Here is a 24,980-nt window from a genome sequence, read left to right on the forward strand (position 1 = left end):
TCTGAGGAAATGACCTAAAAATTGTGCGTTAGTCTATTCGCACAATAGCTCATTGCTGAATAGGATATATTGAATCAACTAAAGGAGGTTTTATAAATGTCAGACGGATGCGGATACGGCGGAGGTTTTGCCCTGCTGGTAGTATTGTTCATTTTATTGATTATCATCGGTGCTTCTTGGGGTTATGGCGGAGGCGGATACGGCTACTAAACGGTACTGACAAAGAATAAAAGGAGGAGATCTTCCAATGGCATACGGATACGGATACGGCGGCTATGGCGGCTGCGGCTACGGAGGCGGCGGCTACGGCGGCGGGTTTGCGCTGATTGTTGTACTATTCATCCTTCTGATCATCGTTGGTGCAGCCTGCTTTAAATGGTAATAAAGTGAAAGGGGGGGACAGGGCATCCTGTCTCTCCTTTTGTATACCGGGTTTTGTACAAGTCCCCTCCACATTCAAGTGTTTTATCCCCCTCCCTAAAGGGAATGTAAACAAAAACAGTAAATGGAGGAGAGAATGATGGAGCATCAGACTGAGGACAGGGCATACACGCTCGATGAGATTCACGGCCTTTTGGAAAGCGGGCTTCAGCGGGAGCTTAACCCAAAGGAACACAGCATTGTATCAAAGTGGATTGCTTCTTTTGATAAAGAGGATAGGATCATTGTACTGAATATGTTCAAAGAGCTGCTGAATAAGCATAAACGGATAGATTGAATGAGGAGCCTTCATTAGAGAAGGCTTTTTTCTATGTACAGAGAAGTAATTCTTCCGCCAGGAATGTTGAGAACTTGGCAGAAAAGCCACATGCAAATGATTTAATGACAAATCTTGATTGGCTCTTAAAGAACCTCTATAATCAGGAGTATAAACGAATTTCCTATAAGTGGAATCAATGCCCGTATTCCCCTATCTGAACCAGAAGCTTTGACGGACGCTGCTATTATCGATTTTTCCCTTGAAGTCCTGTCATCGTTATTGCACATCCAGCGATCGGCCACTGTGGAGGCTGTCCGGAAGGCTTGCTTATTTCGGCATTAATCAGGAGGAATCAATAAATATATGTCTATGAAACAATCAATTAACACTGCCGGGAAAAAATCTTTGGGGAAAGAATTTTATATTGTAGGAATTGGCGCTTCTGCCGGGGGACTGGATGCCATTGAACAGTTCTTTTCGAAAGTACCTGCCGATTCCGGTATGGCGTATATAGTTGTTCAGCATTTATCCTCCAAATATAAAAGCTTTATGCCGGAACTTTTGGCAAAAAAGACGAAAATGAATATATTGCGGATCAAGGAAGGGATGCAGGTCCAGCCTGACACCATCTATCTGAATCCGCCTGATTCCTATACGTCGATTGAGGACGGTACATTCAAGGTGAGCGGATACGAAAAAGACAAACAGCTGCATTTTCCGATAGATGCCTTTCTGATATCCCTCGCTGCGAGCAAAAAGGACAAGGCAGTTTCCATTATCTTTTCAGGGAAAGGAAACGATGGAACGGCTGGAGTTAAAGCAATTAAAGATAATGGCGGAACAGTTATAGTCCAGGATGGACAGTCAGCTAAATTCAATGATATGCCGGAAAGTGCAATTCTTTCAGGCTATGCAGATTATGTTGAGGCCCCTTCCAACATGCCCTCTATTCTCAGTTCCTTCAATGAAAGTGTCTTGCCCCGCTACAGCCAGGAAACCTTAGAAGAAATTTTTGGCCTGATAAAAAAGAAAACTGGATTGGACTTTGCATGCTATAAGAAAAACAGCATTATCAGAAGAATTGAACGGCGGATCCTGCAGCTTGAATCCAAGTATCAAAGCGTTGAACAATATCTTGATTATTTGCAGGCAAACAGCGGAGAGGTTGAGAATCTCCAAAAAGACCTTCTGATCGGCGTTACCCATTTTTTCAGGGATTCGGAGGCTTTCAAGATCATTGAGGATGTGATCGTGCCGGAAGCCGTCCACCGGAAGGCGGCTGCAAAGGAGGAGCTCAGAATCTGGATCGCCGGCTGTTCCACCGGTCAGGAAGCTTACTCCTACGCGATTCTGTTTGACCGCTATGTACAGAAGATGGGCTTGGACCTTAACGTCAGGATCTTTGCAACAGATATTAATAAAGATGCAATAGAGTTTGCCAGACGGGGGATTTATCCAGATCATCTGACCGAAGGCATCCCTCAGGAACTGCTGAAGAATTATTTTGTGAAAAAAGGAGACAGCTGGGAAATCATCAAGCGCATCCGCAGCCATGTCGTTTTTGCTCCGCATAATCTCATAAAAGACTCTCCTTTTGTCAATATGGATGTAATCAGCTGCAGGAATGTCATGATTTACTTTCAGCCGGAGCTGCAGCGAAAGCTGCTGTCACTCTTTAATTTTGCTCTAACAGAAAAAGGCACCCTCGTTCTGGGGCACAGCGAAACAACCGGGAAGATGTCCCATTTCTTCCGTCCTGTCAACAGTAAATGGAATATCTATAAAAATGCGATTTCTGAGAACTGGGTGGTGCAGTCAGAAGGGAGAGTTTCGAAAATGCCGGTTTCGGCAGATCAAGCTGAAAATAGGAGCATTGCGGCAGATTCACTCTCTGCTCGCAGGAGGGCGGCTATCCATCAGACCCTTATGGATAATTATGTGCTCCCTTGCATCGTCCTGAATGATGTCAATGAGGTAATATTCACGTCCCGCCGGGCGAACAAGTATCTGAATTTCCTGAATGAATCCTCGAGCAAAAGCATCTACAAAATGGTCCCTGTCCATCTGTCGGTCATGATTGGGACTGCCCTGAAGAAGTTAGATGGTGAGCGGAGTGAGGTGCGTTATAAAAACGTCCATTTTGACGTAGATGGCGAGAACCGGTATTTTGATCTTATTGTAAGAAAATTTGCAGCCAACGAATCTCTTGCTATCATCCTTTTTGATGAAGACCAGAATACGAAGGAAAAGAAAACGATGCCTCTTTACTTCGATCCGCACAGCACGGTGGCCGAGAGGATAGCAGACCTGGAGCAGGAGCTGTATTATACTCAGCAGACACTCCAGACAACCATTGAGGAGCTTGAGACATCCAATGAAGAACTTCAGTCTGCAAATGAAGAGCTTATTGCAGCCAATGAAGAAATGCAGAGCGCCAATGAAGAAATGCATTCGATCAATGAAGAGCTTGTGAATGTAAACAATGAGTATGAACAAAAGATCAAAGAAGTGACCGCGCTTGCAAATGATATGGACAATCTGCTCATCAGCACAAATATAGCAGCAGTATTTCTGGATGCTGAACTGAATATCCGCCTTTTTACACCGGAAGCCAAAAAGGTAATCAATGTCATTGATATGGATGTCGGCAGGCCGTTTTTCCACATCTCGCATAATTTTGAACAGGCAGCACTTGTGGAAGATGCTGAAAAAGTCGTCAAATCATTTAGTAAAATTGAGAAAGAGCTCATGTCCAAGAATCATAAATGGTATCTGATGCAGGCATTCCCATATCGCACTAGTGAGAATGTGATGGATGGGGTTGTCTTTACCTTCAATGATATTACCGAAATAAAACGATTCAACCAGAAGCTCAAACTGACCTCCAATGCTCTTGATCAGAGCCCGTCCAGGATCTTGATCATTGATAAATCAGGCAATATCGAATACCACAATAAAGAATTTGCCGAGCATGAAGGACAACCTGACAGCTTTGTGGGAAGGAATATTAAAGACCTGTACAGAGATCAAATGGATACAGCTGATTTTGAAGAAATTGAAAATGCCATCATTGCGAAGGAAGTGTGGAAAGGCAGCATGTCCTATCCGCTTGATGGCGGAATCGCCAGGTGGGAGAACGTCTGCTTTTTGCCGATCGAGGATCAGTCCGGAGATGTCAGCAGCTATCTTGGCATCATAGAAGATATTACAGTCCATAAGGCATCCGAGGCTATGCTGCAGAAATCTGAAATGCTGTCTGCGGTAGGGCAGCTTGCAGCAGGAATTGTCCATGAGATCCGCAATCCGCTGACTTCCCTGAAAGGATTTTTGCAGCTGATGATGCAGACTGGCAGCTATAATAAGGAATACACTGAAGTCATGATGTCTGAATTCGGCAGGCTGGAAGCCATCATTGACGAGTTCCTTGTCCTTGCAAAGCCTAAAGCAGCTGTTTATGACCTGGTCAATGTTTCCAAAGTCCTCCAGGATGTTTGTGTACTTCTTGATACACAGGCCATTATGCAGAATATCAGCATTACAGCAGTCCATCAGGATGCATTGCCAAAGATCAGGGGAAATGAAAAAGAGCTGAAGCAAGTTTTCATCAATATGGTGAAAAACGCGATTGAAGCAATGGACAACGGAGGGACAATCCTGATTGAGACGGGGATGGAAGGAAAAAATCTGCTCGTCAAAATATCCGATCAGGGAAAAGGGATACCGGAGAAGCAGCTTAATAAAATGGGAGAGCCGTTTTACACTACAAAGGAAAAGGGGACAGGCCTGGGGGTCATGGTCAGCTTCAGGATCATTGAAAACCACAAAGGCACTCTCAATTATGCAAGTATTGAAGGGAAAGGGACAACAGCAGAAATCCGTATCCCCTGCATTCAATAAAGGCAGGCTCTCAGTCTATTAAAGAGTCTGCCGCTGACATCATATCCAATAGATTTTTCTGGATCCGCTCCAAATACTCCGCTTTTCCATGTTCGATGGCAAGAGGCTGAAGGATGTTGATCAGATCGATTGATTCAGAAGCTGAATGGCTTATGCTTTTCAGCTTCTTTTTATGTTCGATTGACATTAGTTTTTCCTGCGCATTGCTGCTTACTTCAAAAAGGAAGGGATTACGCTGGCCCAGCGGCTTCAATTCTGCCGGCTGCAGGGATGAAAGCCTGTTTCGGAGCATGGCCAGATGATGCTGAACCTCCAGGAGGTTTGAAGATATGGGGGCGCAGCATACATAGATGAGCTTGTTTTCAGGAATGCGGGAATAATAGATATTGAAAAGTTCAACTGCATTTCCAGAGGTGCGCAGATTAACTTCAATCATTTCTCCGCTTTTTTTCTCGGGCATGCTGAATACTTTTTCAAGGCTGTCCTGGTCAGCAAGCTGGATAAAGCTGATGCAATAGGGGAATCTATTTTCAGCTGCTTCAGAAGCGAATACAATTTTCCGTCTATGTCCAATATAAAAAAAGGGATTGGCAGCAAATCTAATTCAGTTTTCATGTATAATGCCTCCTTTTTGGTAAAATGACAGCCTGCAGGATCTGCAGGCTGATAACTGTATTATATGGCAATCTCTTTAGACTGGCTTAAAATCCAGGGCTCCAGATCTTCCAATTTCTTAATTAGAACGGTTTCTTTGCTGCAAAAGGGTGTAAAATCATAGCGGTTGATCAGTCTGCTGCCTACCAAAATCTTTGGATGGAATGAGAGCTGTTCAAGTTCTTCTATATATTTCTTCAACAAAGGAAGATGGTGGGTCAGTGACAAAGAGATGCCGATAACATCCGGCTTCCATTTTTCCGCACTGTTCAAGGCATATTCCAATGGAAGGCTGGCACCGAGATTTTTTACTTCCCATCCATTTTCTTTGAATATGGAAGCTGTCATCTTAAGCCCGAGATAATGCTGTTCGCCTTCGGGGCAAAAAAGAAGGGCTTTTCTTCCCTGTGCTGCTTGCTGGCCTTTTTCATAAGAGTATTTGGCTAGAATGTAATCACATATTCCAGTCGCAAGATGTTCATCCGCCACAGTTACGAGATCCTTTTGCCATAGCTCTCCGATATAATGCATACTCTCGCTCAGCAAATGTTCAAATATATAGCAGGATTGATAGTCTTTATAATCATATTCCTGGATAATGGCCCAGCTTCCGTAAATATCGCCTTTCAACAGGTAACTGGCAAGCTCCTTGGCTGCTGCTGAATACAATGATATCAACTCCTGTTAAGATATAATTGTGACCGATGTCCCAAAAACATTCTGTTATTGATAGTATACTATATATGAGAATAGAAATCGCGTTCACGGCAAAATTATAGAGGAGGCCCAAGATGGAAAAACATGATAAAGATAGAATCGTCAAAAAGCTTTTTGAGCGCTTCTATGAAGAGTTCCCATCCCTTGAGAAATTCGGGGAATCAGGAAAGAAGAGGACAGAAGAAGATATAAATTATCATTTTCAATATTTGGAAACCGCCTATAAGCTGGAAAGCATCCAAATTTTCACCGATTACAGCAAGTGGCTCCAGGATATACTCACTTCCAGGGGACTCGATTCTTTTTATCTGGTGCTGAATTTTAAATGGCTGATTGAAGAGATGAATGAGACAGATGCTGAGGAGAAAAACTTTTACATTCAAGCTCTTGAAGAAGGCATAAAGGTCCTTGAAGCTTTGGAAGCAGAGGGAAGCCAGGCCTAGAGGCAAAATTAACAACAAGAAAGCCCGCCGGTTTCCCGGCGGGCTTCTTCTGTGCCTGATTATTTAGCGTTGATGTTCAGCTTGCCTCCAGCTGTCTCCCTTGTTTCATTTCCATAATCGTCCGTCACCTTGACTTCAATTTCTGCGCCAGGGGCTTTGACGTTCTTCGTTGCTGTATAGTAGCCCACATAATGGCCATCCGACGTTTCCATCATCGGAAGCTCCACAGCATTTGTCAGCTGTCCGCCGGTATTTGTCAGCGGCATTCTGATGGAGAACACAGCTTTCAGGCCTGGTTCACTGTCAAATTCAATTTTGACGCTTTCGCCTGATTTCAGATCTTTATTATCTTCCGGCAGCAGGTTCTCAATGACAGGTGCTGTGTATTTAGCAAACACTGTCACTTTTTTGTTTGTCTTGTTTTTTGCCTTGTCCTGAGCAGTGACAGTGATGATATTTTCACCTTCGTTCAAAAGGATCCTTAATGAATAGGCCCCGTCCTGGACTGAAGCTTTTTTCCCGTTGACTTTTACCCAATCAAGGTTTGCATCTGCAACAGTACCTTCGACAGTAACTGTTTCCTTATTTGTTTTTAAGCTGTCAGCAGGAGAGGTAATTGTCAGTTCAGGTTTTTCCGTATCCACAATGACCTTTACAGGGGCGGAAGAATCAGTTGTCCCGCTGTCAGTGGCAGCTTTGGCAGTCAGGATATTTTCTCCCTCGTTCAATTCAGCTTCTACAGTAAATTTCCCGGAGTCGTCTGCTGTTGTTTCCGCAGCCTTTTCACCGTTAATGTACAGGTGGACCGCTGTGGATGGGGCAGAATTTCCTTCAATCACTGCCTGTTTCTGCTTTGTGATGGTCCCGTCGGCAGGCGATGTGATAACTGGGGCACTCACTTCGTAGTCCACTGCAGCCCGTATCATATAATTGCCTTCTTCTGCCGGCACTGGTGACCAGGCACCGCCGACCAGCTGCCAGCTCCGCCCTGCATTCGGACCGTCTTCATCCGTAGCAAGGCCCGGGGTATTTGGGTTTGGAGCTGATTGGATATAGACCATGTAAAAATCGCCAGTGACCATGATGCCTTTGTCTCTTAAATCAACACGGGTCCATTCACCGTTTCTTAAAGCAGATGCCTCAAATGGCCCGGCAAGTTTTTTCCCGGGTGCACCGTCAGGACCGCTTGCGTCATAGACAGCAACCTGGAATTCCGTTCCTCCAGGCACCGGCCATTCTGTGTCCCAGAAGCGGAAAATTCCGCCGGTGACCATTGCGCTGTTCTGGCCATTTTCAAGTGACATTTTCACCGCCCAGCCGTTTCCGGCATCATAAAATGCTCTTGCATTTTCTGCTGTTCCGTCGTCATACCCGATTTCACCAGGATAGCCGATGAATGGCCTCAGCTGGATATTTTGCTCGGCACTTGAACTGCCTTCGATTGTTATTTCAACTTCTTCGCTATAGTAGGATGGAGCCACAACCTTTAAGGTGTATGTTCCTTCATAGGCTGTTAGCGAATATTGTCCATTCTCATCCGCGTAGACTGGTTCAACAGCCGCATCCTCGATTAGCATAACCATTGCTCCCGGTACAGGCTCGCCCGTCAATTCGTTTGTAATAATCCCTGTAACGCTTCCTTCCGGAATTTCTTCCAGTACAAAATTTGCTGAAGCCTCTCCGTCTTCAGGGATATTGACGCTTTGTGACTCTGACCGGAACCCGTAAGCCTCTGCCTGCACCGTATAAGTGCCGGATGCGTGGGTCATTTCATAGGAACCATCCTGCGGATCTGTAAAGACTGAACGTCCTGTCTCCAATACGGTGACTTCCGCATTTACAGGAAGTAATGCAGGGGATGGGGCAGAACCATTTTCCTGCTCTTTTTTCCCTTGCTCTTTTTCAGGAACAATTTTGGCAGGGTCGATTTGCTTTTTAGCTGACACTGCCGGCCCGGATGGCCCGGCTGTACCGGTTTTTCCAAGCTGGGCTTTCTTGGATGGTGCGTTAGGTGCATCAGACAGGGACACATCGTCCAAATACCAGCCTTGCTTTTGGACTGAGCTGTCAGTTGTAACATTGAAGGCAATATAGATGCGCTGGCCGGCATATTCGCTCAGATCGACTTCACCGTCAATCCATCCGGCTGTATTGCCGTTGACCCTCAGTTTTTGGGTCCAATTCTCCATATCTGTTGAAACAAAAACATGGCCATAATCATAGCGGTTCTCCAGCTCGTGCCATTGTTTGAATTGCAGATAGGCATTGCCTTCGCCAAGATCAACCGGCGGCATGAGGAGGGTCATATTAGCTGAGTTGGCATAGTTTCCTCCAAGAGCGGTCGCATAGACTTTCTCACCTGATGAGGCATTTCCCGGGCCGGATGCCGGCGCTCCCCATTCCCAGCTGTCATTTGTTCCATATGAAGTCCAGCCTGCAGGCAGGGATTCAAAATCCTGGCTGTATCCCGTGCTGATCCCCGGGATGACATTTACTTCAAATGTTTCAGATTCGGCGCTGTTACCGCCGAAATCCGCAGCTTTCCACTGATAGGAAAGAGAGGGTTCCTGGATAACCTCCCCAGGGATGACTGCCTCATAGACGCCATTAGTAAAACTGCCAGAAACTCTCTCTGCTCCAACAGCAGCAGTGCTTCCGTCAGACTTGACATACTCAAGAACTACGTTTGTAACACTGATGTTATCAGAAACCTCTGCGCGGACAGCGAGGTCCATACCGGCATATGTTTCAGCCGGTGCATCATGTGAAATGGATGGCGCTTCTTCATCATCTCCTTCTTTGGAAACCTGGCCCTTTAACTTGCCCAGGCCGGAAACGACGGAAGAGACGGCATCGAACACATTGACAAGTCCATGGCCATAGCCGTTATTCGGTACATTCGGGAATGTGGAATCTGTAAGCGGTACAGCAGTTGCTGACAGGATTTCTTCAATCTCATCTACTGTCAGGCTTGAGTCTGCCTGCCTCACCAAAGCTGCAGCCGCAGCTACGTGAGGGCCTGCCATGGAAGTTCCGTTCCAGCCTCCTTCATAGCCTGAACCCGGAACAGACGAACGGATATTTACCCCTGGTGCTGCAATGTCCGGCTTGATTTCTTCATATGGCGAAGGCCCTTGAAGAGAGAAAGAGCCCAGCCGGTTATTGATGTCTGTTGCCCCGGTAGTATAGGACTCTGGATAATTCCCTGGAGAGGCGACTGAACCAGGTCCTCCTGGATTGGTCAGTGTTGTATTTCCTGCTGAAAATTCCGGGAAGATCTCGGCTGCGCGCCATGACTGGACCATCGGACGGTACCATTCATCAAGTCCGGGTCCGCCGCCCCAGCTGTTATTTACAACATCCGGAGCCTGTTCAGGGTGTGGTGTGCCATTGGCATCTTTAGGTGCAAGGATCCATTCCCCAGCCTCCAGAAGGTCGACATCTGACCCCCCGCTTGGGCTGAAAGCTTTTACAGCAATAAATTTGGCTCCTGGTGCAACTCCAATCTGGTTTGCACCGCCAGGATCGGAGCCGACCATAGTGCCGGTCACGTGAGTGCCATGACCGTCGTCGTCATATGGGGAGGATTGTCCTCCTACTGCATCAAACCAGTTGTAAGTATGTGAAGGCTGATCAGGGTTTGAGGGATCATAGCCGCGGTATTTTTCCTTTAGCGCGGGATGGTTCCACTGGACGCCTGTATCAATTGAGGCGACAACAGTCCCGGACCCGTCTATGCCCATGTCCCAGGCGGCTGGGGCACCGACCCTGTCTATGTTCCATTCAATGGAGCTGGTTTTATTGTCTGCTGTTTTTTCCATCTGGATGGAAGGCTTAGAGGCTTCTTTTACAGGCTTATGAAGCTGTCTGGTCTCATTAGGAAGGATTTTGTCTACTTCTGGAAAGCTTGCAAGCTTTTCCATGACATCTTTAGTGGCTGTGACGGCAATGCTGTTCACAATATAGAAGGATTTGCTATCTTTCGCTTTGCCGGCTTTTTCCTGCTGCTCAATATATTTTAGTACTCCGGCCTGTGTTTCGGCTGCAACGGCTCTTAAGGAGGAAACTACTGCAGATCTTTTCATGAATTTTGCCTTGGAGGAAGTTGCTTTATCAGCTGAAGCTTTTTTTGCTGCTTCTTGAGCGGCTTTTTTTGTGTCCGCCTGCTCTTTCATTTTTATAAGGAAGGTAACCTTGTCTTTTCCATCGAATTGATCAAGGAGCCTGCCCGGGATTTTGTTTTTTGAAGACCCGGGCGAAGCTTTCTTCATCGAAACATGCGGAGACTTGCCGGCATCCGCCTGTGCTTGATAAGGACTAAGCAGCGGAATGATCAATAGTGCCGTGAGCAAGAGATATAGCCAGCGAAAATGCTTCTTGTTCTTCATGAACCTATTCCTCCTCTTTTCTATTCATTTTTCATTACAGCAGCTTACAGCCCTCCTTTCTATAAATTTTCCAGTTATGGCATTTCCTGCTGTGACACTTACTGTATCGGAAATAAAAGAATCAAGTTGTCGAAATATGATGGAAAAAGTACTCTTCTCGATGAAATCATTCCATCATCCCAGCCGCTAAAACGCAGCTGGACAATTCTTAGGCCTTTTTCAATCCATTTTGCTGTAAAAAAGCAGGGAATTATATCCATATGGTGATAAAAAGAGAGGCTGATGCTGAAAAAATAAGAGAATCAGATTATAAGAAGCAGATTTGAAAAAAATTTTTAAATAAGCATCAGCTAAATAGATTGCAGGATTTTAAAAGAGGGAGGGAGGAATATAGAAGAAATTGTAGAAAAAATAAGAAAAGCTGCCTGCAGCCTTGGAGACATTTTACGTAACCATACAGAATCTGAGAAAGTTGCAGACATTTTGCATCATTTTATAAATAAGTTTGAAAATGATGCTTTGTCTCTACTTTTCCTGTCAAGGGCAGGAGAAAAGATGCAGGTAAGGCCTGTCCTCCAATAAAAAAAATAAAAAATATGAATGGGGGCTGTTTCCTTTTCTGCTGTCAATCGTCTAACTATGTGCAAGAGGGGGCGCCTACAATGAATAAAGTTTCTGCAGAAACGTTTGAGAGCATCTATTACGAATACAGCGATAAAATCTACGGATATATCTTCATGTATGTAAACAATAAAGAAATAGCAGAAGACCTGACTCAGGATACGTTTATAAAAGCTTATAAGCATTTCCACCAATTCAATGGCGAGTCCCATATCTTCACCTGGCTTGTGAGGATCTCAAGAAATGTAGCCATTGATTATATCCGGAAGAGGAACCGGTTTAAGTTCTTTTCCATTGAAAAATATCAATTTGATTCAGGTCATGACACACCAGTGGAAATAATGGTCAAAGGTGAAAAAACAGCCAGGCTCTATGATGCCATCCATGCACTGAAGCTGAGCTACCAGGAAGTCCTTATCCTCCGGAAGATCAAGGAATTTTCAATCAAGGAAACAGCACAGGTCCTGGGATGGAATGAGAACAAAGTGAAAATAACCACATCCAGGGCAATGGCTGCCCTGAAAAAAGAAATGGAAAAAAGGGGGGATACCCTTGAAGGAGTTATTTGAAGATACGATATCATTTGAAAAGCTTGATGATATTCCCCGTTCCAAAATGCAGAAGGACCGTTCCTTCAAAAAGATTATGGAAGCTGCAGAACCCGGGAGGCTTGAGAAAATACAGGTCAGGCAGTTCCCTTGGGTGAAGGGACCTCTTTTGACTGCAGCAGCGTTTTTTATTGCGGCTGTCTATTTTTACTCCCAATTCAGCATCCCGGATCAGGACAGCACTTTCGCTGAATTGAAGGAGCTGCCGATAGCGGATATCATTACAGCAGAAACTGATTCGGAATACAGCTACATTACCAACGGCGTCAACATAGAGCTTAATGAATCCAGCTATGCCGAAAACCCTTTCATGAAAGCAATGATCAGGTCCATGCTGCATGAATCGGCCCCAACCAATTATACTCCGGCAGAAAAGCCTTCATATGACGCTCTTGTAAGGTTTAAAGGGGGCGACACGCTTCAGCTGAAACTCTGGAATGTCAATGAGGTCATTTACTTCCGGGAGGAGAGCAGTAAAGAATTCTTTAAGGCTCCTGAAAAGTTATCCAGAAGCATTTTCAAAACCCTGAAAAAGGAAGGGTTCAGCTTAAAGAGAGCCGGATGATGAAAAAGCAGTAAAGATGGGGAATTGAAGAGGCCGGCAGAAAGAGGCCAATTTAAATGCCAATATGAAAAGGCACATGGGAGGGAAATGCCCGTGTGCCTTTTTGTGTTTCCGTATGACATATATTCATACTGCAAAAGAGCCGGACTGGTACGTGAAACCATTTTTAGAAAAAAATTTTTAGACAATTTTCGATATTTTTTTTGAGAAGCAGGTTTAGAAGCAGAAGAAGCGGGTAGTTTTACAGTAAATTCCTTCTCGGAGTTATGCACCGTTATGGATCCTTTGCGCAAAGGCAGCTGGGTGTTATTTAGGGAGAAAAAAATAGATAAATTTTAGGGGGATACATATGAAAAAGGGAATAGCCTTATTAATTTCTGCCTTTCTGCTACTTGGCGTCCTGGCCGGATGCTCAGGCGGAGAATCAGCTCAGGCAGAAAAAACGAAGGATGGAAAAGTAGTCATTGATTTCTGGACATTCTGGGGATCGGAAACAAGAAGGCCAATCATTGAAAAAATCATAGACGACTACAATGGTTCACAGGATAAGGTTTTTGTTAAGCATACATATTTGCCTTGGGGAGATATCTGGACAAAGAACCTTGCTTCAGTGGCTGCAGGAAATCCGGCAGATGTTATCATCAATGATATCAATACAGTCGGGCAGCGGGCGGAAGCCAAACAGGTTGAAGATTTAAGCAAATATATGGATGAAGGCTTCAAGGATCAGTTTTATCCGCACCTTTGGGACACGGTCCTTTATGAGGACAAGCCTTATGCAGTTCCATTCAATACAGATACAAGAATTCTATTCTATAATAAAGCAGCTTTCAAAGAAGCCGGGCTTGATCCGAATAAGCCGCCTTCTACCTGGGCGGAGCTTGAAGAATATGCCGAAAAGCTTGATGTGAAAAATGGCAAAACCTATGACAGGGTCGGATTCTATCCGCTTTGGGGAAGCATCGGCGCAGGCAGCTGGATGACCAGTGCAGATGGAGGGAAGAACTTCATCGACAATGGTGAGCTGAAAATCAATACGCCTAAAAAAGCAGAAGCACTGGAATGGGTGCTCAAATGGCAGGACCGCCTCGGCGAGTCAAATGTTCAGGCGCTGAAGGCCGAATTCGGAAGTGAACAGTCCAATCCTTTCATTGCCGGAAAAGTGGCCATGTGGGTGGATGTAGGAACTTTTTATACTCAGATCAGGGATTATGGGCAGGATATGGATTTTGGAGTAGCTCCAATCCCGGCTTATGAAGAAGGTGCTGAAAACTGGAGTGATGGAGGCGGTTTTGTTGCCGAGGTGCCAAAAGGCTCCAGCAATCCGGAAGAAGCCATGGACTTTATTAAATATCTGACAGGACCTGAAGCACAGAAATACTGGGCTATGGAGAACTTTGACAATGTTGCCAGCATTGAAGGTGCTGAGGCAGCAGCAGAAGGGCTGGAAGGAAAAGATAAAGAGGTTTATGAAGCAACCATTGAAAATCTTGAAGATACACAGCTTTTCCCGATCCCGGTTGAATATCCTGATTATTTGAGCAGGGTAAACCCGCAGATCGACAATGCCCTGCTTGGGAAGCAGTCGCCCGAAGAGGCACTGGAGAAAGCGGAAAATGACGTTGAAAAACTAAAAAGATAATACATTCTGGAAGAAGAGAAGGGATCTCCTTCTCTTCTTCGAATGCAATCATTTCTGGGAAAGGGTGAAGGGGTATGAAATCGTATGACTCTACAATTGCCCAAAACGAAGCGAACAGCATGGGCAAAGAGAAGGCTAAGGCTGAGCCGAAGCGGCTTTCGCGAAAAGCGAAAGATAATTTATTTGGCTATTTATTCATCAGCCCCTGGATCATCGGCTTTCTGGGACTGACTCTCGGACCGCTCTTATTTTCATTATTTGCAAGTTTTACAGATTATAATATAACGTCAAGAATGAACTTCATCGGGCTGGATAATTTTAAAAGGATGTTCACGATCGATGATCTTTTCAAAACATCGCTCTGGAATACAATCTATTATGTATTATTTTCCGTGCCATTGACCACGGCTGGCGCTATCCTTCTGGCTGTGCTGCTGAATCAGAGGGTAAAAGGGATGAAATTTTTCAGGACAGTCTACTATCTGCCTGCCATTCTTTCTGGTGTCGCTGTCTATTTCCTATGGATGCAGCTATTAAGCCCTTCTACAGGCCTTGTCAACACTTTCCTTGCCTGGTTTGGCATAGAAGGTCCGGCATGGCTGTTCGATCCTGAATGGACCAAGCCTGCCCTGCTGCTTATGAAGATGTGGAGCGTCGGCGGAGGCATGCTCCTGTATCTTGCCAGCCTGCAGGGTGTTTCAGCCCAAATGTATGAAGCGGCAGACCTGGACGGGGCAAGTTCATTTCAGAAATTTTTCCACATCACTCTGCCAATGATTTCACCGATCATCTTCTTTGATGTCATTACGAGTACCATTGGATCTTTTCAAATTTTCCAGGAAGCGTATGTGATGACCGAGAACGGAGACGGAGGACCGGGGAATTCCCTGCTGTTCTACAACCTTCATATGTGGAACAATGCGTTTGAAATCTTTGATATGGGCTACGCCTCAGCGATGGCTTGGCTGCTGTTCCTGATTGTCATGGTACTGACAGTCATCAATCTGACACTCGGAAAAAAATGGGTTCACTATGAAGGAGGAGACAATAAATGAAGCAGACAGCTGCTGAAGCACCGAGGTTTTATGAGACAAAAAAATTCAGGCAGCGGACAAAGCATCTCTTTGTTGCTTTCCTGCTTCTGGCTGGAAGCGTGCTGATCCTATCGCCTCTGTGGTGGATGATTTCAACTTCCCTGAAATCACCGCAGGAAATCGCCCAATACCCGCCAACCTTCATTCCGACCGAATTCCATTTCTCGAATTATCTGGAGGCATGGCAGACAGCACCGTTCACAAGATGGGCGTTTAACACCTTATTTATTGCCCTTGCCGGCATGATCGGTAGCGTGCTTGTTAATTCTCTCGTTGCCTATGCATTCGCAAAAATCCGTTTCAAAGGCAGAAATGCTCTCTTTGTCATCGTATTATCTACCATGTTAATCCCTGGATTTGTCACTATGGTTCCGCAGTACATTTTATTTTCGAAACTCGGCTGGATCAACACGTATCTGCCATTGATTGTTCCTGCCTTCCTGGGAAGTGCATTTTTCATCTTCCTGTTAAGGCAGTTCATGATGGGGATCCCCAATGAATTGATTGAAGCAGCGGTTCTTGACGGTGCGAGCCATCTGCAGATCTGGTGGAATATCATGCTCCCGCTTACCAAACCCGCACTTATTACAGTCGCGCTGTTCTCCTTTAATGGTGCATGGAATGACCTGCTGGGCCCGCTGCTGTATATAAATGACGAAAGCCTGTATACTCTGCAGATTGGACTGCAGACATTCAAAGGAACAGTATCCACCCAGTGGCACTACCTGATGGCCATGTCAGTAACCGTTCTTCTGCCGGTCGTCCTCTTATTTTTCTTCTTCCAAAGACACTTCATCGAAGGCTCCAATATTGCTTCGGGGAGTAAGGGGTAAGAAAAGGGGAGGCATTTGCTGCCGTATCTTATGAAAATGTGAAAGAGCTGAATAGAAAGAAGGCATGGCTTCCCCAGCCATGCCTTCTTTCTATTCAGCTAGCCAATTTCTATTCAGCTAGCCAATTTCTATTCAGCTAGCCAATTTCTATTAAGCTGGTGCCGGACAGGTGGTTTTCCAGACGCCTTTTACACAGACCTTATCCTTCGGCACATAGCAATCTATGATTGTTTTGCCGGCGCACAGGAGCCTGCCGACTGAATATTGTGAGCCCGATGAACAGTAGCTGCCAACCAAATTGGCACAAGGAAGAGAAACGCTCCCGTTGGTATAGTTTGTACATTGCCAGCAAAGATAGTTGCTTACGTTCACACCTTCTTCAGCTGCAGGATTCCCGCTTTGCAGCCCCGCTGAACTGACCATGCTTTCTGCTTTTTCCTCCGTCTGCACCGCAAGTTCTGCGTATAAATCTGTCTCAGAAACATCTATTGCAGTGGTTGTGCCGGTGGAGAGTTCTTCAAGATAGATAGCTTTATCTTTGAGAATGCTGCTATAGTCGATAATATAAGCCTGCATATCATCATTGATGCTGTCATAAGCAAATGTAAGGATGGAGGAGAAACTGACCGTGGCTGCACCGCCTGCGGCAAGTGAAGCTTCTTCCTTATATTTAATCTCATACTGGACAATCCAGCCATACTGCTGGTCTTTTTCGTCTTTAAGCGGATTCAGGATATAAGGATCGTTTGAGAGAAAGTCATCTTTAAAGTCTTTATACTCTTCCGTTTTCTTTACGAGCTTAAGAAATTGTTTTTCAGAGGGAATCAGGCTGGCAGTTTCCGGCTGGGCAAAAGCAGAGGTGGAAAAAGAAAACAGGATGATAAGCAGAATCAGGCCATATTTTTTCATTCAGCAGTCCTCCAATAAGTTTTTCTTTTACTGTACCTTATATTTCCATTTGGAGATATGGGGAAAATTTATTAAAGATAAAATGGTTCTATACTACTAAAGAGATCAGATATGTCTTTTTATATCCAATTCCTGTTTTACCAACAAAAAGCACCCTGCTTAAACAGAGTGCTTCTCATATTCTATAAAAATTCCTGGTATTAGTCAGCAGGAGCTTATATACCTCCGGCAATTCCATTTTTTCGATTTCAGAAATTATAGCTGCTGAACGATGGATCATGAGCGGTGAAGTCATTTGTTTATTGAAAGGCTCTTCGAATGGCCAGGGGCCGTCTGTTTCAGCCATCACCTGCCTAATTGGGTAGTCTTTTACCAGAGATTGAATTTCCCTTTCGTACAATACATCAGGAGTCACTGAGATGAAATAGCCATTGGCGGCCATTCGTTCAGCCGTAAGAGCTGAGCCTTTGAACCAATGAAAATGGGCTTTTTCGATAGAATACTTTTCAAGCAGGCTGCACACTATCTCTGCATCTTCATAGATGCTATGGAGGATGACGGGGAGCTGCCACTCCTTTGCTTTCTGGACAAACAGCTCCAGTATTTCAAGATAAGGTTCCAGGCCTATAAAGGAAGCACCCTGTTCTTGTCTTAAATAGTATGGAAGGCCGACCTCTCCGATGGCTATCATATTTTCTTTATGATCCCCCATCCAGCCTATCAGATCCGCAAGTTCTGCTTCAGGAGGGAGGACCTGTTCCGGATGAAACCCAAAAGCAGGCTTTACCTTTGAAAACCTCTCTGCAAGGAGCAGGTTCTTTTTGCAGGAGCTGAGATCCCACGAGACAGTTACGAGTGATTCGAGCTCCGGTATGCTGCAAATATCAGCAATATCCTGATCAGCATAGCGGTCCAGGTGGATATGGCTGTCAATAATCTTTTTCATCCCTTTTCCCTACTTGGCCGCAGCGAATGATGGATCTTTCTTTTCCATTCCAGGAATTCCTCTTCCAGGAACAGTTCTTCTCTCCTTGGCCGGGAAAAAGGCACCTTAAATTCTGCTGCTGTATGGGCCGGCTTTTCTGATAAAACGATGATGCGATCTGACAGAAAAAGAGCTTCTTCTATATTATGAGTGATAAAGATGATGGCCGGCCGCTGCTCTTCCCATATATTCAGGAGCCACTTCTGCATATCAAGCCGCGTCAGTTCATCCAGCGCCGAGAAAGGCTCATCCAGGCAAAGAAGCTCCTGCGGGCTGAGCAGCGCTCTTATGAAGGAAGCGCGCTGCTTCATTCCGCCGGATAATTCATGCGGATAGGCATGCGCATACTGCCCGAGCCCTGCTTTATGTATCATTTCCATGGCTTTTTCCTTATCTGTTCTGCCTGTCAGTTCCTGTCCCAGAAGGACATTTTGCAAAACTGTCCTCCACGGAAGAAGGGAAGGGGTCTGCGGCATATAACTCATGAATCCTTTTTGCCCATTGATCGCTCGGCCGTTCATCTGGATGCTTCCTTCATCGGGCAGAAGCAGCCCCCCGATCAGATTGAAAATGGTGCTTTTTCCGCTTCCCGAGGGCCCGAGAAGGGAGACGAATTCACCTTCATTGACTTTAAGGCTAAAGTTATTAAGGACCATCTGTTCCCCAAAAGATTTTGATATATTATCCAGGTGCAGGAGATTCATTTTATCTGCTCCTTTTTATTCCATTTTAAAAGCAGGCTCTCTGCCAAAAGGATTGCTCCGAAGAAAAGCAGGCTTAATATCATAATGGCAAAAATGGCTACAAATACACGGTCTGTCCGGAAGGAGGAGGAGGCGAGCGTCATAAAAACGCCTATCCCTTTTTCCGAACCGAGCCATTCGGAGATGACAGCGCCCATTACACTGTAGGTGGCCGAGATTTTGAGCCCTGAAAATAGCGAGGGCAGGGAGCCGGGCCATTCCAGCTTCCAGAACAGCTGCCTTTTGGTGGCTCCTGACATGGCCATATAATGCTTGAGCTCGGCTGGAACCTGCCTGAAACCGTCCAAAGCTGCCACAGTGATTGGAAAAAAACAGACAAGAATAATGACAATGAATTTCGGCAGCAGCCCAAATCCGAACCAGATGACAAGGAGAGGGGCAAGGACGATGACAGGGACATTCTGGGATAATATCAGCAGCGGGTAAACAGATTCCCTTACAGCCGGCAGACGGTGAAGGATGATGGCCGCAGTGAGCCCGAAAATAGTCCCCAGTGCAAAGCCGGACAGTGATAAAAGCACCGTTGACGCCAGGTGTCCGGAAAAACGGGCCCAGCTTTCGACAGATTCAGCTATGATGTCAGAGGGCGGAGGCAGGAGCCAGGCAGGGACTTCTGCCAGCCTGACTGCCGCTTCCCATAGAATGAACAAAAGGAGGAGAACCGCTGCCGGCTTCCATCCTCTTACAAACACTTTCTTCATTTATATTTATCCGTCAGGTCATCCATCGTGATTCCATCAGGCTGAAACAGAATTTTGACCTGGGAAATCACATTTTTGCTTCCCATTTCGATCATTCTTTCATTCATTCTTGCGATAATCCCGAATAGCTCTTCAAGCTCGCCTTCCATTGTTGTCTCCAGCGGATGGACCTCGTATTTGACTCCGGATTCTGCAATGATTTTAATCGCTTCATCCACATATGGAATGACATCTTCCCCGTTTTTTGTTTTAGGTATGATCTGAATGCTGATCAGTGTACTGGCCATTATAGTTCCTCCTATTCTGGCAAAAATTCATTGGTAAAAGCTTTTTCAGCGTCCAGCTCGCTGTCAAGCAGTTTATTTTCATACATCCATTGGGCATAGTTTTCCCAAACCTCTATACTCTGTTCTCCCCATTGTTCTGCATCATCCTGATATTTTGGAGAAAGCCACTCCTGGCTTTTCCTGACCAGCTCGGCGTCTAAATCAGGTGCAGCCTCAAGCAGGATATCAGCAGCTTCTTCCGGATTCTTGATTGCAAACTGATAGCCCTGTGATGCTGCTTTTACAAAGGCTTTGACAGTATCAGGACTATTTTTGATCATTTTTTCATTGGTAGCCAGAACAGGTGTATAATAATCGAGTTTGTCGGAATAGTCGGTAAGGTAGACCATATTCAGATCTTCTCCGCGAAGCTCCGCCTCGACGCCTGTCCATCCATAATAAATCCAGGCAAAATCGATATCCCTTTTAACAGCTGTAAAGAAATCGGCATCCCCCATGTTAACAAAGGAAACATCTGAGACATCTGCATTTTCCTGCTTCATTAATGAGGCGATAACAGATTCCTCAACAGGCGATCCCCAGCCTCCATATTTTTTTCCGGCAAAATCCTTTGGCGAGTCGATATTTTTTGCTGCAGGAGAAGCAAAGCCGGATGTATTATGCTGTATGACGGCGGCTACTGACACAAGCGGGACACCCTGAACCCGTGCCTGTGTAATACTTTCCTGATAGCTGACGCCAAAGTCGGCCTTACCGGAAGCAACCAGCTGGTCTGCTCCAGCGTCACCAGGCATGATGATTTCTGCATCAAGGCCATTTTCTTTAAAATAATTTTTCGCTTTGGCAGCGTAAAGTCCAGTGTGATTAGTATTAGGTGTCCAGTCAAGGACAACCGTTATCTTTTCCAGGTCCTGCCCTTTATCAGCTTGTTTTTCTTCCTGACCAGTCTGTCCTCCGGTGCAGCCGGCAAGCAGCCAGACAGTGCACAATGCGCTGAGCCATTTCTTCATGATCAATCCTCCATGCTGTTTCTGATATTATTCCAAAAAGACCGCCGGATAATGGCATAAACTAATTCTGGATAACCGCGGGCGGAGGTGCTGTTCCTTTATATCCCGATGCAAACAAAAAAGCGCCCGGATTTCAGAACCCGTGCGCAATAAAAAACATTCATCCAATTAAGAATATGTTTCCTACGCTGGCATCTCTCCAGATCAGGTTCAAAGGGTCCTTTATTGTAACAATAAAGTCTCAACCGTGCCCGGTTCCCCCACAATTCTCTCCTATTTACAGCCGCATAAAGCAGCCGGTCCGTTCAGAGCTCCCGCTTTCATCCGGGAATCATGGTCCATTATAACAGATATTCTCTGCAATGGCATTGAAACAGCTTTCTTCCGGAAAATTCGGAGTTATCCCTATATATACCTGTGCTGCCATGGAAAGAATTAAGTTTGGAACTGAATCTTTATCTGTGATAGGGTAAGGAATGTTGAAAAAAGATAGAATGGAGGAGAAGCTATGAAATATCTTGCCTTAATGATTGCTGCATTCATGCTGATCTCATTCCAGATTGTCCAAAATCCCGGAAAACAAGCATTTGCCAAGACGATTGATAATGTCAATATATATACTGTAAAAGAAGAGGATACCCTTTCAAAGCTCAGCGGGAAATTTGGTGTAGCTGAGAAGGAAATACAGAAGGCGAATTACAAAAAGGATGAAAAGATTTCGGCCGGAGATAAGCTCATCATTCCGTCTGCTCCAAAGAAAAAGAAGCGAAAGACAGAACCAAAGGTCAGCTTATCTACAAAAGAAAAGGATCTTTTGGCAAGGCTTGTGCATGCCGAAGCCAAAGGGGAGCCGCATGCCGGAAAAGTCGCTGTGGCCGAAGTTGTCCTCAATCGAATGAAGGATGAAAAGTTTCCGGATACAGTTAAAGAAGTAATATACGAAGACAGGCAATTCGAGCCTGTGGACAATGGGATGATCAACAAGCCTGCAGGGAAGGATTCACAGAAAGCTGTCCAGGAAGCCCTGACAGAAGAAAGAAAAGACGGTGAGTCCCTATTTTTCTTCAACCCTGCCCAGACTAACAGTAAATGGCTCCGCACCAGGGCCGTAACAAAAGAAATCGGCAAGCACCGGTTTGCCAAATAAAAAAAAAGAAAAAAACTCTTGTGGCTATACAAGAGTTTTTTTGCTGTCTTCTTCCATTTCTATAATATTGTCCGGCTGTGTCTCTTTCCAGAGCTTAAATCTTTCAAGCTCATTAGTGATCTGCTTGATGATGAAGCCGATGATCGCTGCATCATCCAATATGCCGATTCCGGCAAGAAAGTCCGGGACTAAATCCAGGGGAGATACGAAATAGAGAATGCCCGCAATGACGGTCACGGCTGTTTTCGCAGAAATATCCCTATACTGTCCCTTTGAGTAGGCTTTAATGAGTTCAAACAGCAGCTGCAGCTTATCCCAAACTTCAGACAGGGCATTTTTCTTAGAGTCGGCTTTTTTGCTTGCTTTGGAAAGCAGCCCGCTTGTCTTGCCCGGATCATTTAAGTATTTGGCAGCGCGGGACTCATATTTTTTATATTCCTTTTCGTAATCTTCTTTTTTGAAAATCTTCATATATAACATCCTTCCGGTTAAAAGATTCTTTTTACTCTTTTATCCCATTTTCGGATGGTTGAACCCAGGAAAAGTTTATAATAGAGAAAAAAGCGAGGTGTCTTTATGCTTTTACAATGGCTGAAAGAGTCAAGCTATACGGTAATATTGACCGGTGCAGGCATGTCAACGGAGAGCGGGCTGCCTGATTTCCGGTCAGCAGGCAGCGGGTTAGCGAATACGATGGAATATGGGAGAATTGCCAGTACAGAAGCACTCAACCATCATGTTAATGAATTCATTGAATTTTATCGCAGCAGAGTCATGGGTCTGAAGGAATGCAGTCCCCATGCCGGGCATTATATACTGGCAGACTGGGAAAACAGAGGGATCATCAAAAGCATCATCACCCAGAATGTGGACGGATTCCATCAGGAGGCAGGGAGCAAAAATGTGGCTGAACTGCATGGTACACTGCAGCAGGTCCATTGCCAGACATGCGGGAAAACATTCCCGAATGATGAATATATAGATGAGCATTTCCGGTGCAGTGATTGCGGGGGGATTTTGCGGCCGTCCATCGTCCTTTTTGGGGAGATGCTCCCCGAGGAAGCTATTGATTTTGCCGCTGCAGAGTCAGAGAAAGCTGATCTTTTCATTGTCCTTGGCTCATCCCTCTCTGTCACTCCTGCCAATCAGTTTCCGCTCATTGCCAAGCAGTGTGGTGCAAAACTGGTTATAATTAATATGGATCCTACTGATTTGGACCTTTACGCGGACGAAGTCATCAACGGAGAAAAAGCTGGAGAACTGCTGAAAGAGCTTGATGCAGAACTAGGAAAAATGTGAAGCCTTCCATTACATTGGAGGCTTTTTTTATTTGAAATTTTTCTAGTATAATAAATGATTGACTGTCATGTATATACAAGATATAATGAAAACGTAAACACCATGTATATACAAGTTTTCTTTGGAGTGAATGCTTAATGAGCTGCCTTCCAGCAAAGGATAATTTTGCAAGATGGGCAGATAATATGATTTAAATGAGCTCCCGGCCAGCATTTTTTTGCTTGCTATTGAAAACGGTAACAGGAGGAGAACAGCATGAGCAATTACAGAGAATCTGCCGAGAGGATTGTAGAAGCAGTTGGCGGCAAAGAAAATATTGCAGCAGCCACGCACTGCGTAACACGGCTGCGGTTTGCATTGAAGGATGAAAGCAAAGTTGATAAAGAAGCATTGGAAAATATAGATAGTGTGAAAGGTTCATTTTCTACAAACGGCCAATTCCAGGTGGTCATCGGCCAAGGCCTTGTTGATAAGGTATACAAGGAAATGGCAGCGGCTACAGGAATCGGTGAAGTGTCAAAAGAAGAAGTGAAAGCAGCTGCATCTGAAAAAATGAATCCGCTTCAAAGAGCAATCAAAACGCTGGCTGACATTTTCATCCCTATTCTTCCGGCTATTGTTACAGCCGGCCTGCTGATGGGAATCAACAATATCATGACAGCGCCTGATATTTTTTATACAGGCAAATCGTTCATAGACGTTCATCCAGGATGGGCTGACCTGGCAAATATCATCAATATGATAGCCAATACAGCGTTTGTATTTCTGCCGGGGCTGATCGGATGGAGTGCGGTCAATCGTTTCGGCGGAAGTCCGCTTCTTGGCATGGTGCTCGGCCTGATGCTTGTCCACCCCGACTTGCTCAATGCATGGGGTTATGGTTCTGCTGATAAAGTTCCTGTATGGAACTTGTTTGGACTGGAGATAGAGAAAGTCGGCTATCAGGGGCAGGTGCTGCCTGTCCTGGTGGCATCCTACGTTTTGGCAAGGATTGAGATATTCTTAAGGAAGAGAATCCCTGATTCAATCCAGCTGCTGACGGTCGCGCCGATTGCGCTGCTGGTCACTGGCTTCCTGTCTTTCATTGCAATCGGTCCTGTTACGTTTGCGATCGGAGGCTGGATCACTGACGGTGTTGTATCCATTTTTGATGCGGTTCCTGCTCTCGGAGGATTGATTTACGGCGGCCTTTATGCACCGCTCGTTATTACAGGGATGCATCATACATTCCTGGCTGTAGATCTGCAGCTGATCGGGTCAATCGGCGGAACATTTCTCTGGCCGATGGTTGCATTATCAAATATTGCCCAAGGTTCAGCATCGCTTGCAATGTTCTTCTTGAATAAAAATGAAAAAGTAAAAGGGCTTGCTGCAACTTCTTCACTTTCAGCTTTCCTCGGAGTTACAGAGCCAGCCATGTTCGGTGTGAACCTGCGCTTCAAATATCCGTTCATTGCAGCGGTCATCGGCTCTGCCCTGGGCGGCATGTTCATTACCATTAAAGGGGTCATTGCTCCATCGATCGGAGTCGGCGGACTGCCTGCCTTTTTCTCAATCTTATCCGACAACTGGGGATCCTTTTTTATCGGTATGGCGATCGTGCTGGTTGTGCCATTTGTGCTGACATTCCTGTTCGGCAAATTCAAAAAAGCTGAATGATTATTCCGGTACCATGGATAAAGCCTATCCATGGTACCGCTATTTACATAACGTACT

24 protein-coding genes and 1 riboswitch are annotated in these 24,980 nt (G+C 45.3%); of the genes, 13 read left to right on the forward strand and 11 right to left on the reverse strand.

Translation table 11 applies throughout. The annotated features are described in order from the left end of the window. Nucleotides 1-96: 96 nt before the first annotated feature. The 4 genes from FZD51_RS17215 to FZD51_RS17230 all read left to right on the forward strand — a co-directional run bounded on the left by FZD51_RS17215 (nucleotide 97) and on the right by FZD51_RS17230 (nucleotide 4,597). The gene (locus FZD51_RS17215; protein ID WP_009794198.1) at nucleotides 97-210 is read left to right on the forward strand and encodes a YjcZ family sporulation protein; all 114 of its coding nucleotides are present in this window, start codon (nucleotides 97-99) and stop codon (nucleotides 208-210) included. A gap of 37 nt (nucleotides 211-247) precedes the next feature. After that, complete coding sequence (locus tag FZD51_RS17220) at nucleotides 248-382, forward strand: YjcZ family sporulation protein (RefSeq protein WP_009794199.1); 135 nt, start codon at nucleotides 248-250, stop codon at nucleotides 380-382. Between the two features lie 135 nt (nucleotides 383-517). Further along, nucleotides 518-718, forward strand: coding sequence for a hypothetical protein (locus FZD51_RS17225; protein ID WP_262380961.1), 201 nt, complete (start codon nucleotides 518-520; stop codon nucleotides 716-718). A 345-nt stretch (nucleotides 719-1,063) separates the two neighbouring features. Beyond that, complete coding sequence (locus tag FZD51_RS17230) at nucleotides 1,064-4,597, forward strand: CheR family methyltransferase (protein WP_262380963.1); 3,534 nt, start codon at nucleotides 1,064-1,066, stop codon at nucleotides 4,595-4,597. Nucleotides 4,598-4,607: 10 nt separating this feature from the next. Here the strand turns inward: FZD51_RS17230 and FZD51_RS17235 are convergent, their stop codons facing one another. Genes FZD51_RS17235 through FZD51_RS17245 form a run of 3 tightly spaced genes read right to left on the reverse strand, consistent with a single transcriptional unit; the run spans nucleotide 4,608 to nucleotide 5,920 of the window. Beyond that, the gene (locus tag FZD51_RS17235; protein WP_148975896.1) at nucleotides 4,608-5,033 is read right to left on the reverse strand and encodes a hypothetical protein; all 426 of its coding nucleotides are present in this window, start codon (nucleotides 5,031-5,033) and stop codon (nucleotides 4,608-4,610) included. Further along, nucleotides 5,030-5,212 (reverse strand): hypothetical protein, encoded by a 183-nt coding sequence (locus FZD51_RS17240; protein ID WP_148975897.1) that lies wholly within the window; start codon nucleotides 5,210-5,212, stop codon nucleotides 5,030-5,032. The genes FZD51_RS17235 and FZD51_RS17240 overlap by 4 nt, the downstream gene beginning before the upstream one ends. A 60-nt stretch (nucleotides 5,213-5,272) precedes the next feature. Continuing rightward, entirely contained in the window at nucleotides 5,273-5,920 is a 648-nt protein-coding gene (locus FZD51_RS17245; protein WP_148975898.1) for a cobalamin B12-binding domain-containing protein, read from the reverse strand. 122 nt (nucleotides 5,921-6,042) lie between these two features. Between FZD51_RS17245 and FZD51_RS17250 the strand changes: the two genes are divergently transcribed. Next, the gene (locus FZD51_RS17250; RefSeq protein WP_148975899.1) at nucleotides 6,043-6,411 is read left to right on the forward strand and encodes a hypothetical protein; all 369 of its coding nucleotides are present in this window, start codon (nucleotides 6,043-6,045) and stop codon (nucleotides 6,409-6,411) included. A gap of 59 nt (nucleotides 6,412-6,470) precedes the next feature. Here the strand turns inward: FZD51_RS17250 and FZD51_RS17255 are convergent, their stop codons facing one another. Further along, the gene (locus tag FZD51_RS17255) at nucleotides 6,471-10,799 is read right to left on the reverse strand and encodes a S8 family peptidase (RefSeq protein WP_148975900.1); all 4,329 of its coding nucleotides are present in this window, start codon (nucleotides 10,797-10,799) and stop codon (nucleotides 6,471-6,473) included. Between the two features lie 662 nt (nucleotides 10,800-11,461). Here FZD51_RS17255 and FZD51_RS17260 point away from each other — a divergent pair. The 5 genes from FZD51_RS17260 (at nucleotide 11,462) to FZD51_RS17280 (ending at nucleotide 16,162) form a co-directional block, all read left to right on the forward strand. Continuing rightward, entirely contained in the window at nucleotides 11,462-11,989 is a 528-nt protein-coding gene (locus FZD51_RS17260) for an RNA polymerase sigma factor (RefSeq protein WP_148975901.1), read from the forward strand. After that, a complete protein-coding gene (locus tag FZD51_RS17265; protein ID WP_148975902.1) occupies nucleotides 11,973-12,593 on the forward strand; it encodes a hypothetical protein in 621 nt (206 codons plus the stop codon). Before FZD51_RS17260 ends, FZD51_RS17265 begins: the two co-directional genes overlap by 17 nt. A gap of 349 nt (nucleotides 12,594-12,942) precedes the next feature. Further along, nucleotides 12,943-14,235 (forward strand): ABC transporter substrate-binding protein, encoded by a 1,293-nt coding sequence (locus FZD51_RS17270; protein WP_148975903.1) that lies wholly within the window; start codon nucleotides 12,943-12,945, stop codon nucleotides 14,233-14,235. A gap of 74 nt (nucleotides 14,236-14,309) precedes the next feature. Next, a complete protein-coding gene (locus tag FZD51_RS17275; RefSeq protein WP_148975904.1) occupies nucleotides 14,310-15,290 on the forward strand; it encodes a carbohydrate ABC transporter permease in 981 nt (326 codons plus the stop codon). Next, nucleotides 15,287-16,162, forward strand: coding sequence for a carbohydrate ABC transporter permease (locus FZD51_RS17280; protein WP_148975905.1), 876 nt, complete (start codon nucleotides 15,287-15,289; stop codon nucleotides 16,160-16,162). Before FZD51_RS17275 ends, FZD51_RS17280 begins: the two co-directional genes overlap by 4 nt. Nucleotides 16,163-16,312: 150 nt before the next feature. Here FZD51_RS17280 and FZD51_RS17285 read toward each other — a convergent pair whose 3' ends face one another. From FZD51_RS17285 to FZD51_RS17310, 6 genes are all read right to left on the reverse strand, one after another. Beyond that, nucleotides 16,313-17,071 carry a hypothetical protein gene (locus FZD51_RS17285; RefSeq protein ID WP_148975906.1) on the reverse strand — a complete coding sequence of 253 codons (759 nt, stop codon included), beginning with the start codon at nucleotides 17,069-17,071 and terminating at the stop codon, nucleotides 16,313-16,315. A gap of 175 nt (nucleotides 17,072-17,246) precedes the next feature. After that, the gene (locus tag FZD51_RS17290; protein WP_148975907.1) at nucleotides 17,247-18,017 is read right to left on the reverse strand and encodes a TatD family hydrolase; all 771 of its coding nucleotides are present in this window, start codon (nucleotides 18,015-18,017) and stop codon (nucleotides 17,247-17,249) included. Then, a complete protein-coding gene (locus FZD51_RS17295) occupies nucleotides 18,014-18,760 on the reverse strand; it encodes an ABC transporter ATP-binding protein (RefSeq protein WP_148975908.1) in 747 nt (248 codons plus the stop codon). The genes FZD51_RS17290 and FZD51_RS17295 overlap by 4 nt, the downstream gene beginning before the upstream one ends. Then, nucleotides 18,757-19,521: an ABC transporter permease gene (locus FZD51_RS17300; RefSeq protein WP_148975909.1), complete on the reverse strand. Its 765-nt coding sequence runs from the start codon at nucleotides 19,519-19,521 to the stop codon at nucleotides 18,757-18,759. Before FZD51_RS17300 ends, FZD51_RS17295 begins: the two co-directional genes overlap by 4 nt. Then, nucleotides 19,518-19,808, reverse strand: a complete 291-nt coding sequence (locus tag FZD51_RS17305) for a thiamine-binding protein (protein WP_148975910.1) — start codon at nucleotides 19,806-19,808, stop codon at nucleotides 19,518-19,520. The genes FZD51_RS17300 and FZD51_RS17305 overlap by 4 nt, the downstream gene beginning before the upstream one ends. Nucleotides 19,809-19,819: 11 nt before the next feature. Continuing rightward, entirely contained in the window at nucleotides 19,820-20,818 is a 999-nt protein-coding gene (locus FZD51_RS17310; RefSeq protein ID WP_148975911.1) for an ABC transporter substrate-binding protein, read from the reverse strand. 163 nt (nucleotides 20,819-20,981) lie between these two features. Then, a riboswitch (TPP riboswitch) is annotated at nucleotides 20,982-21,090 on the reverse strand. A 236-nt stretch (nucleotides 21,091-21,326) separates the two neighbouring features. Between FZD51_RS17310 and FZD51_RS17315 the strand changes: the two genes are divergently transcribed. Beyond that, nucleotides 21,327-21,965, forward strand: coding sequence for a cell wall hydrolase (locus FZD51_RS17315; protein WP_148975912.1), 639 nt, complete (start codon nucleotides 21,327-21,329; stop codon nucleotides 21,963-21,965). 24 nt (nucleotides 21,966-21,989) lie between these two features. Here FZD51_RS17315 and FZD51_RS17320 read toward each other — a convergent pair whose 3' ends face one another. Beyond that, a complete protein-coding gene (locus FZD51_RS17320) occupies nucleotides 21,990-22,436 on the reverse strand; it encodes a YkvA family protein (RefSeq protein ID WP_148975913.1) in 447 nt (148 codons plus the stop codon). Between the two features lie 105 nt (nucleotides 22,437-22,541). Between FZD51_RS17320 and FZD51_RS17325 the strand changes: the two genes are divergently transcribed. Continuing rightward, nucleotides 22,542-23,264, forward strand: coding sequence for an NAD-dependent deacylase (locus FZD51_RS17325; RefSeq protein ID WP_148975914.1), 723 nt, complete (start codon nucleotides 22,542-22,544; stop codon nucleotides 23,262-23,264). 255 nt (nucleotides 23,265-23,519) lie between these two features. Next, nucleotides 23,520-24,923: a PTS system trehalose-specific EIIBC component gene (gene treP / locus FZD51_RS17330; RefSeq protein ID WP_148975915.1), complete on the forward strand. Its 1,404-nt coding sequence runs from the start codon at nucleotides 23,520-23,522 to the stop codon at nucleotides 24,921-24,923. Nucleotides 24,924-24,980 lie beyond the last annotated feature (57 nt).

The organism is Bacillus infantis, assembly GCF_008180445.1.
Taxonomy (GTDB): domain Bacteria; phylum Bacillota; class Bacilli; order Bacillales; family Cytobacillaceae; genus Bacillus_AB; species Bacillus_AB infantis_B.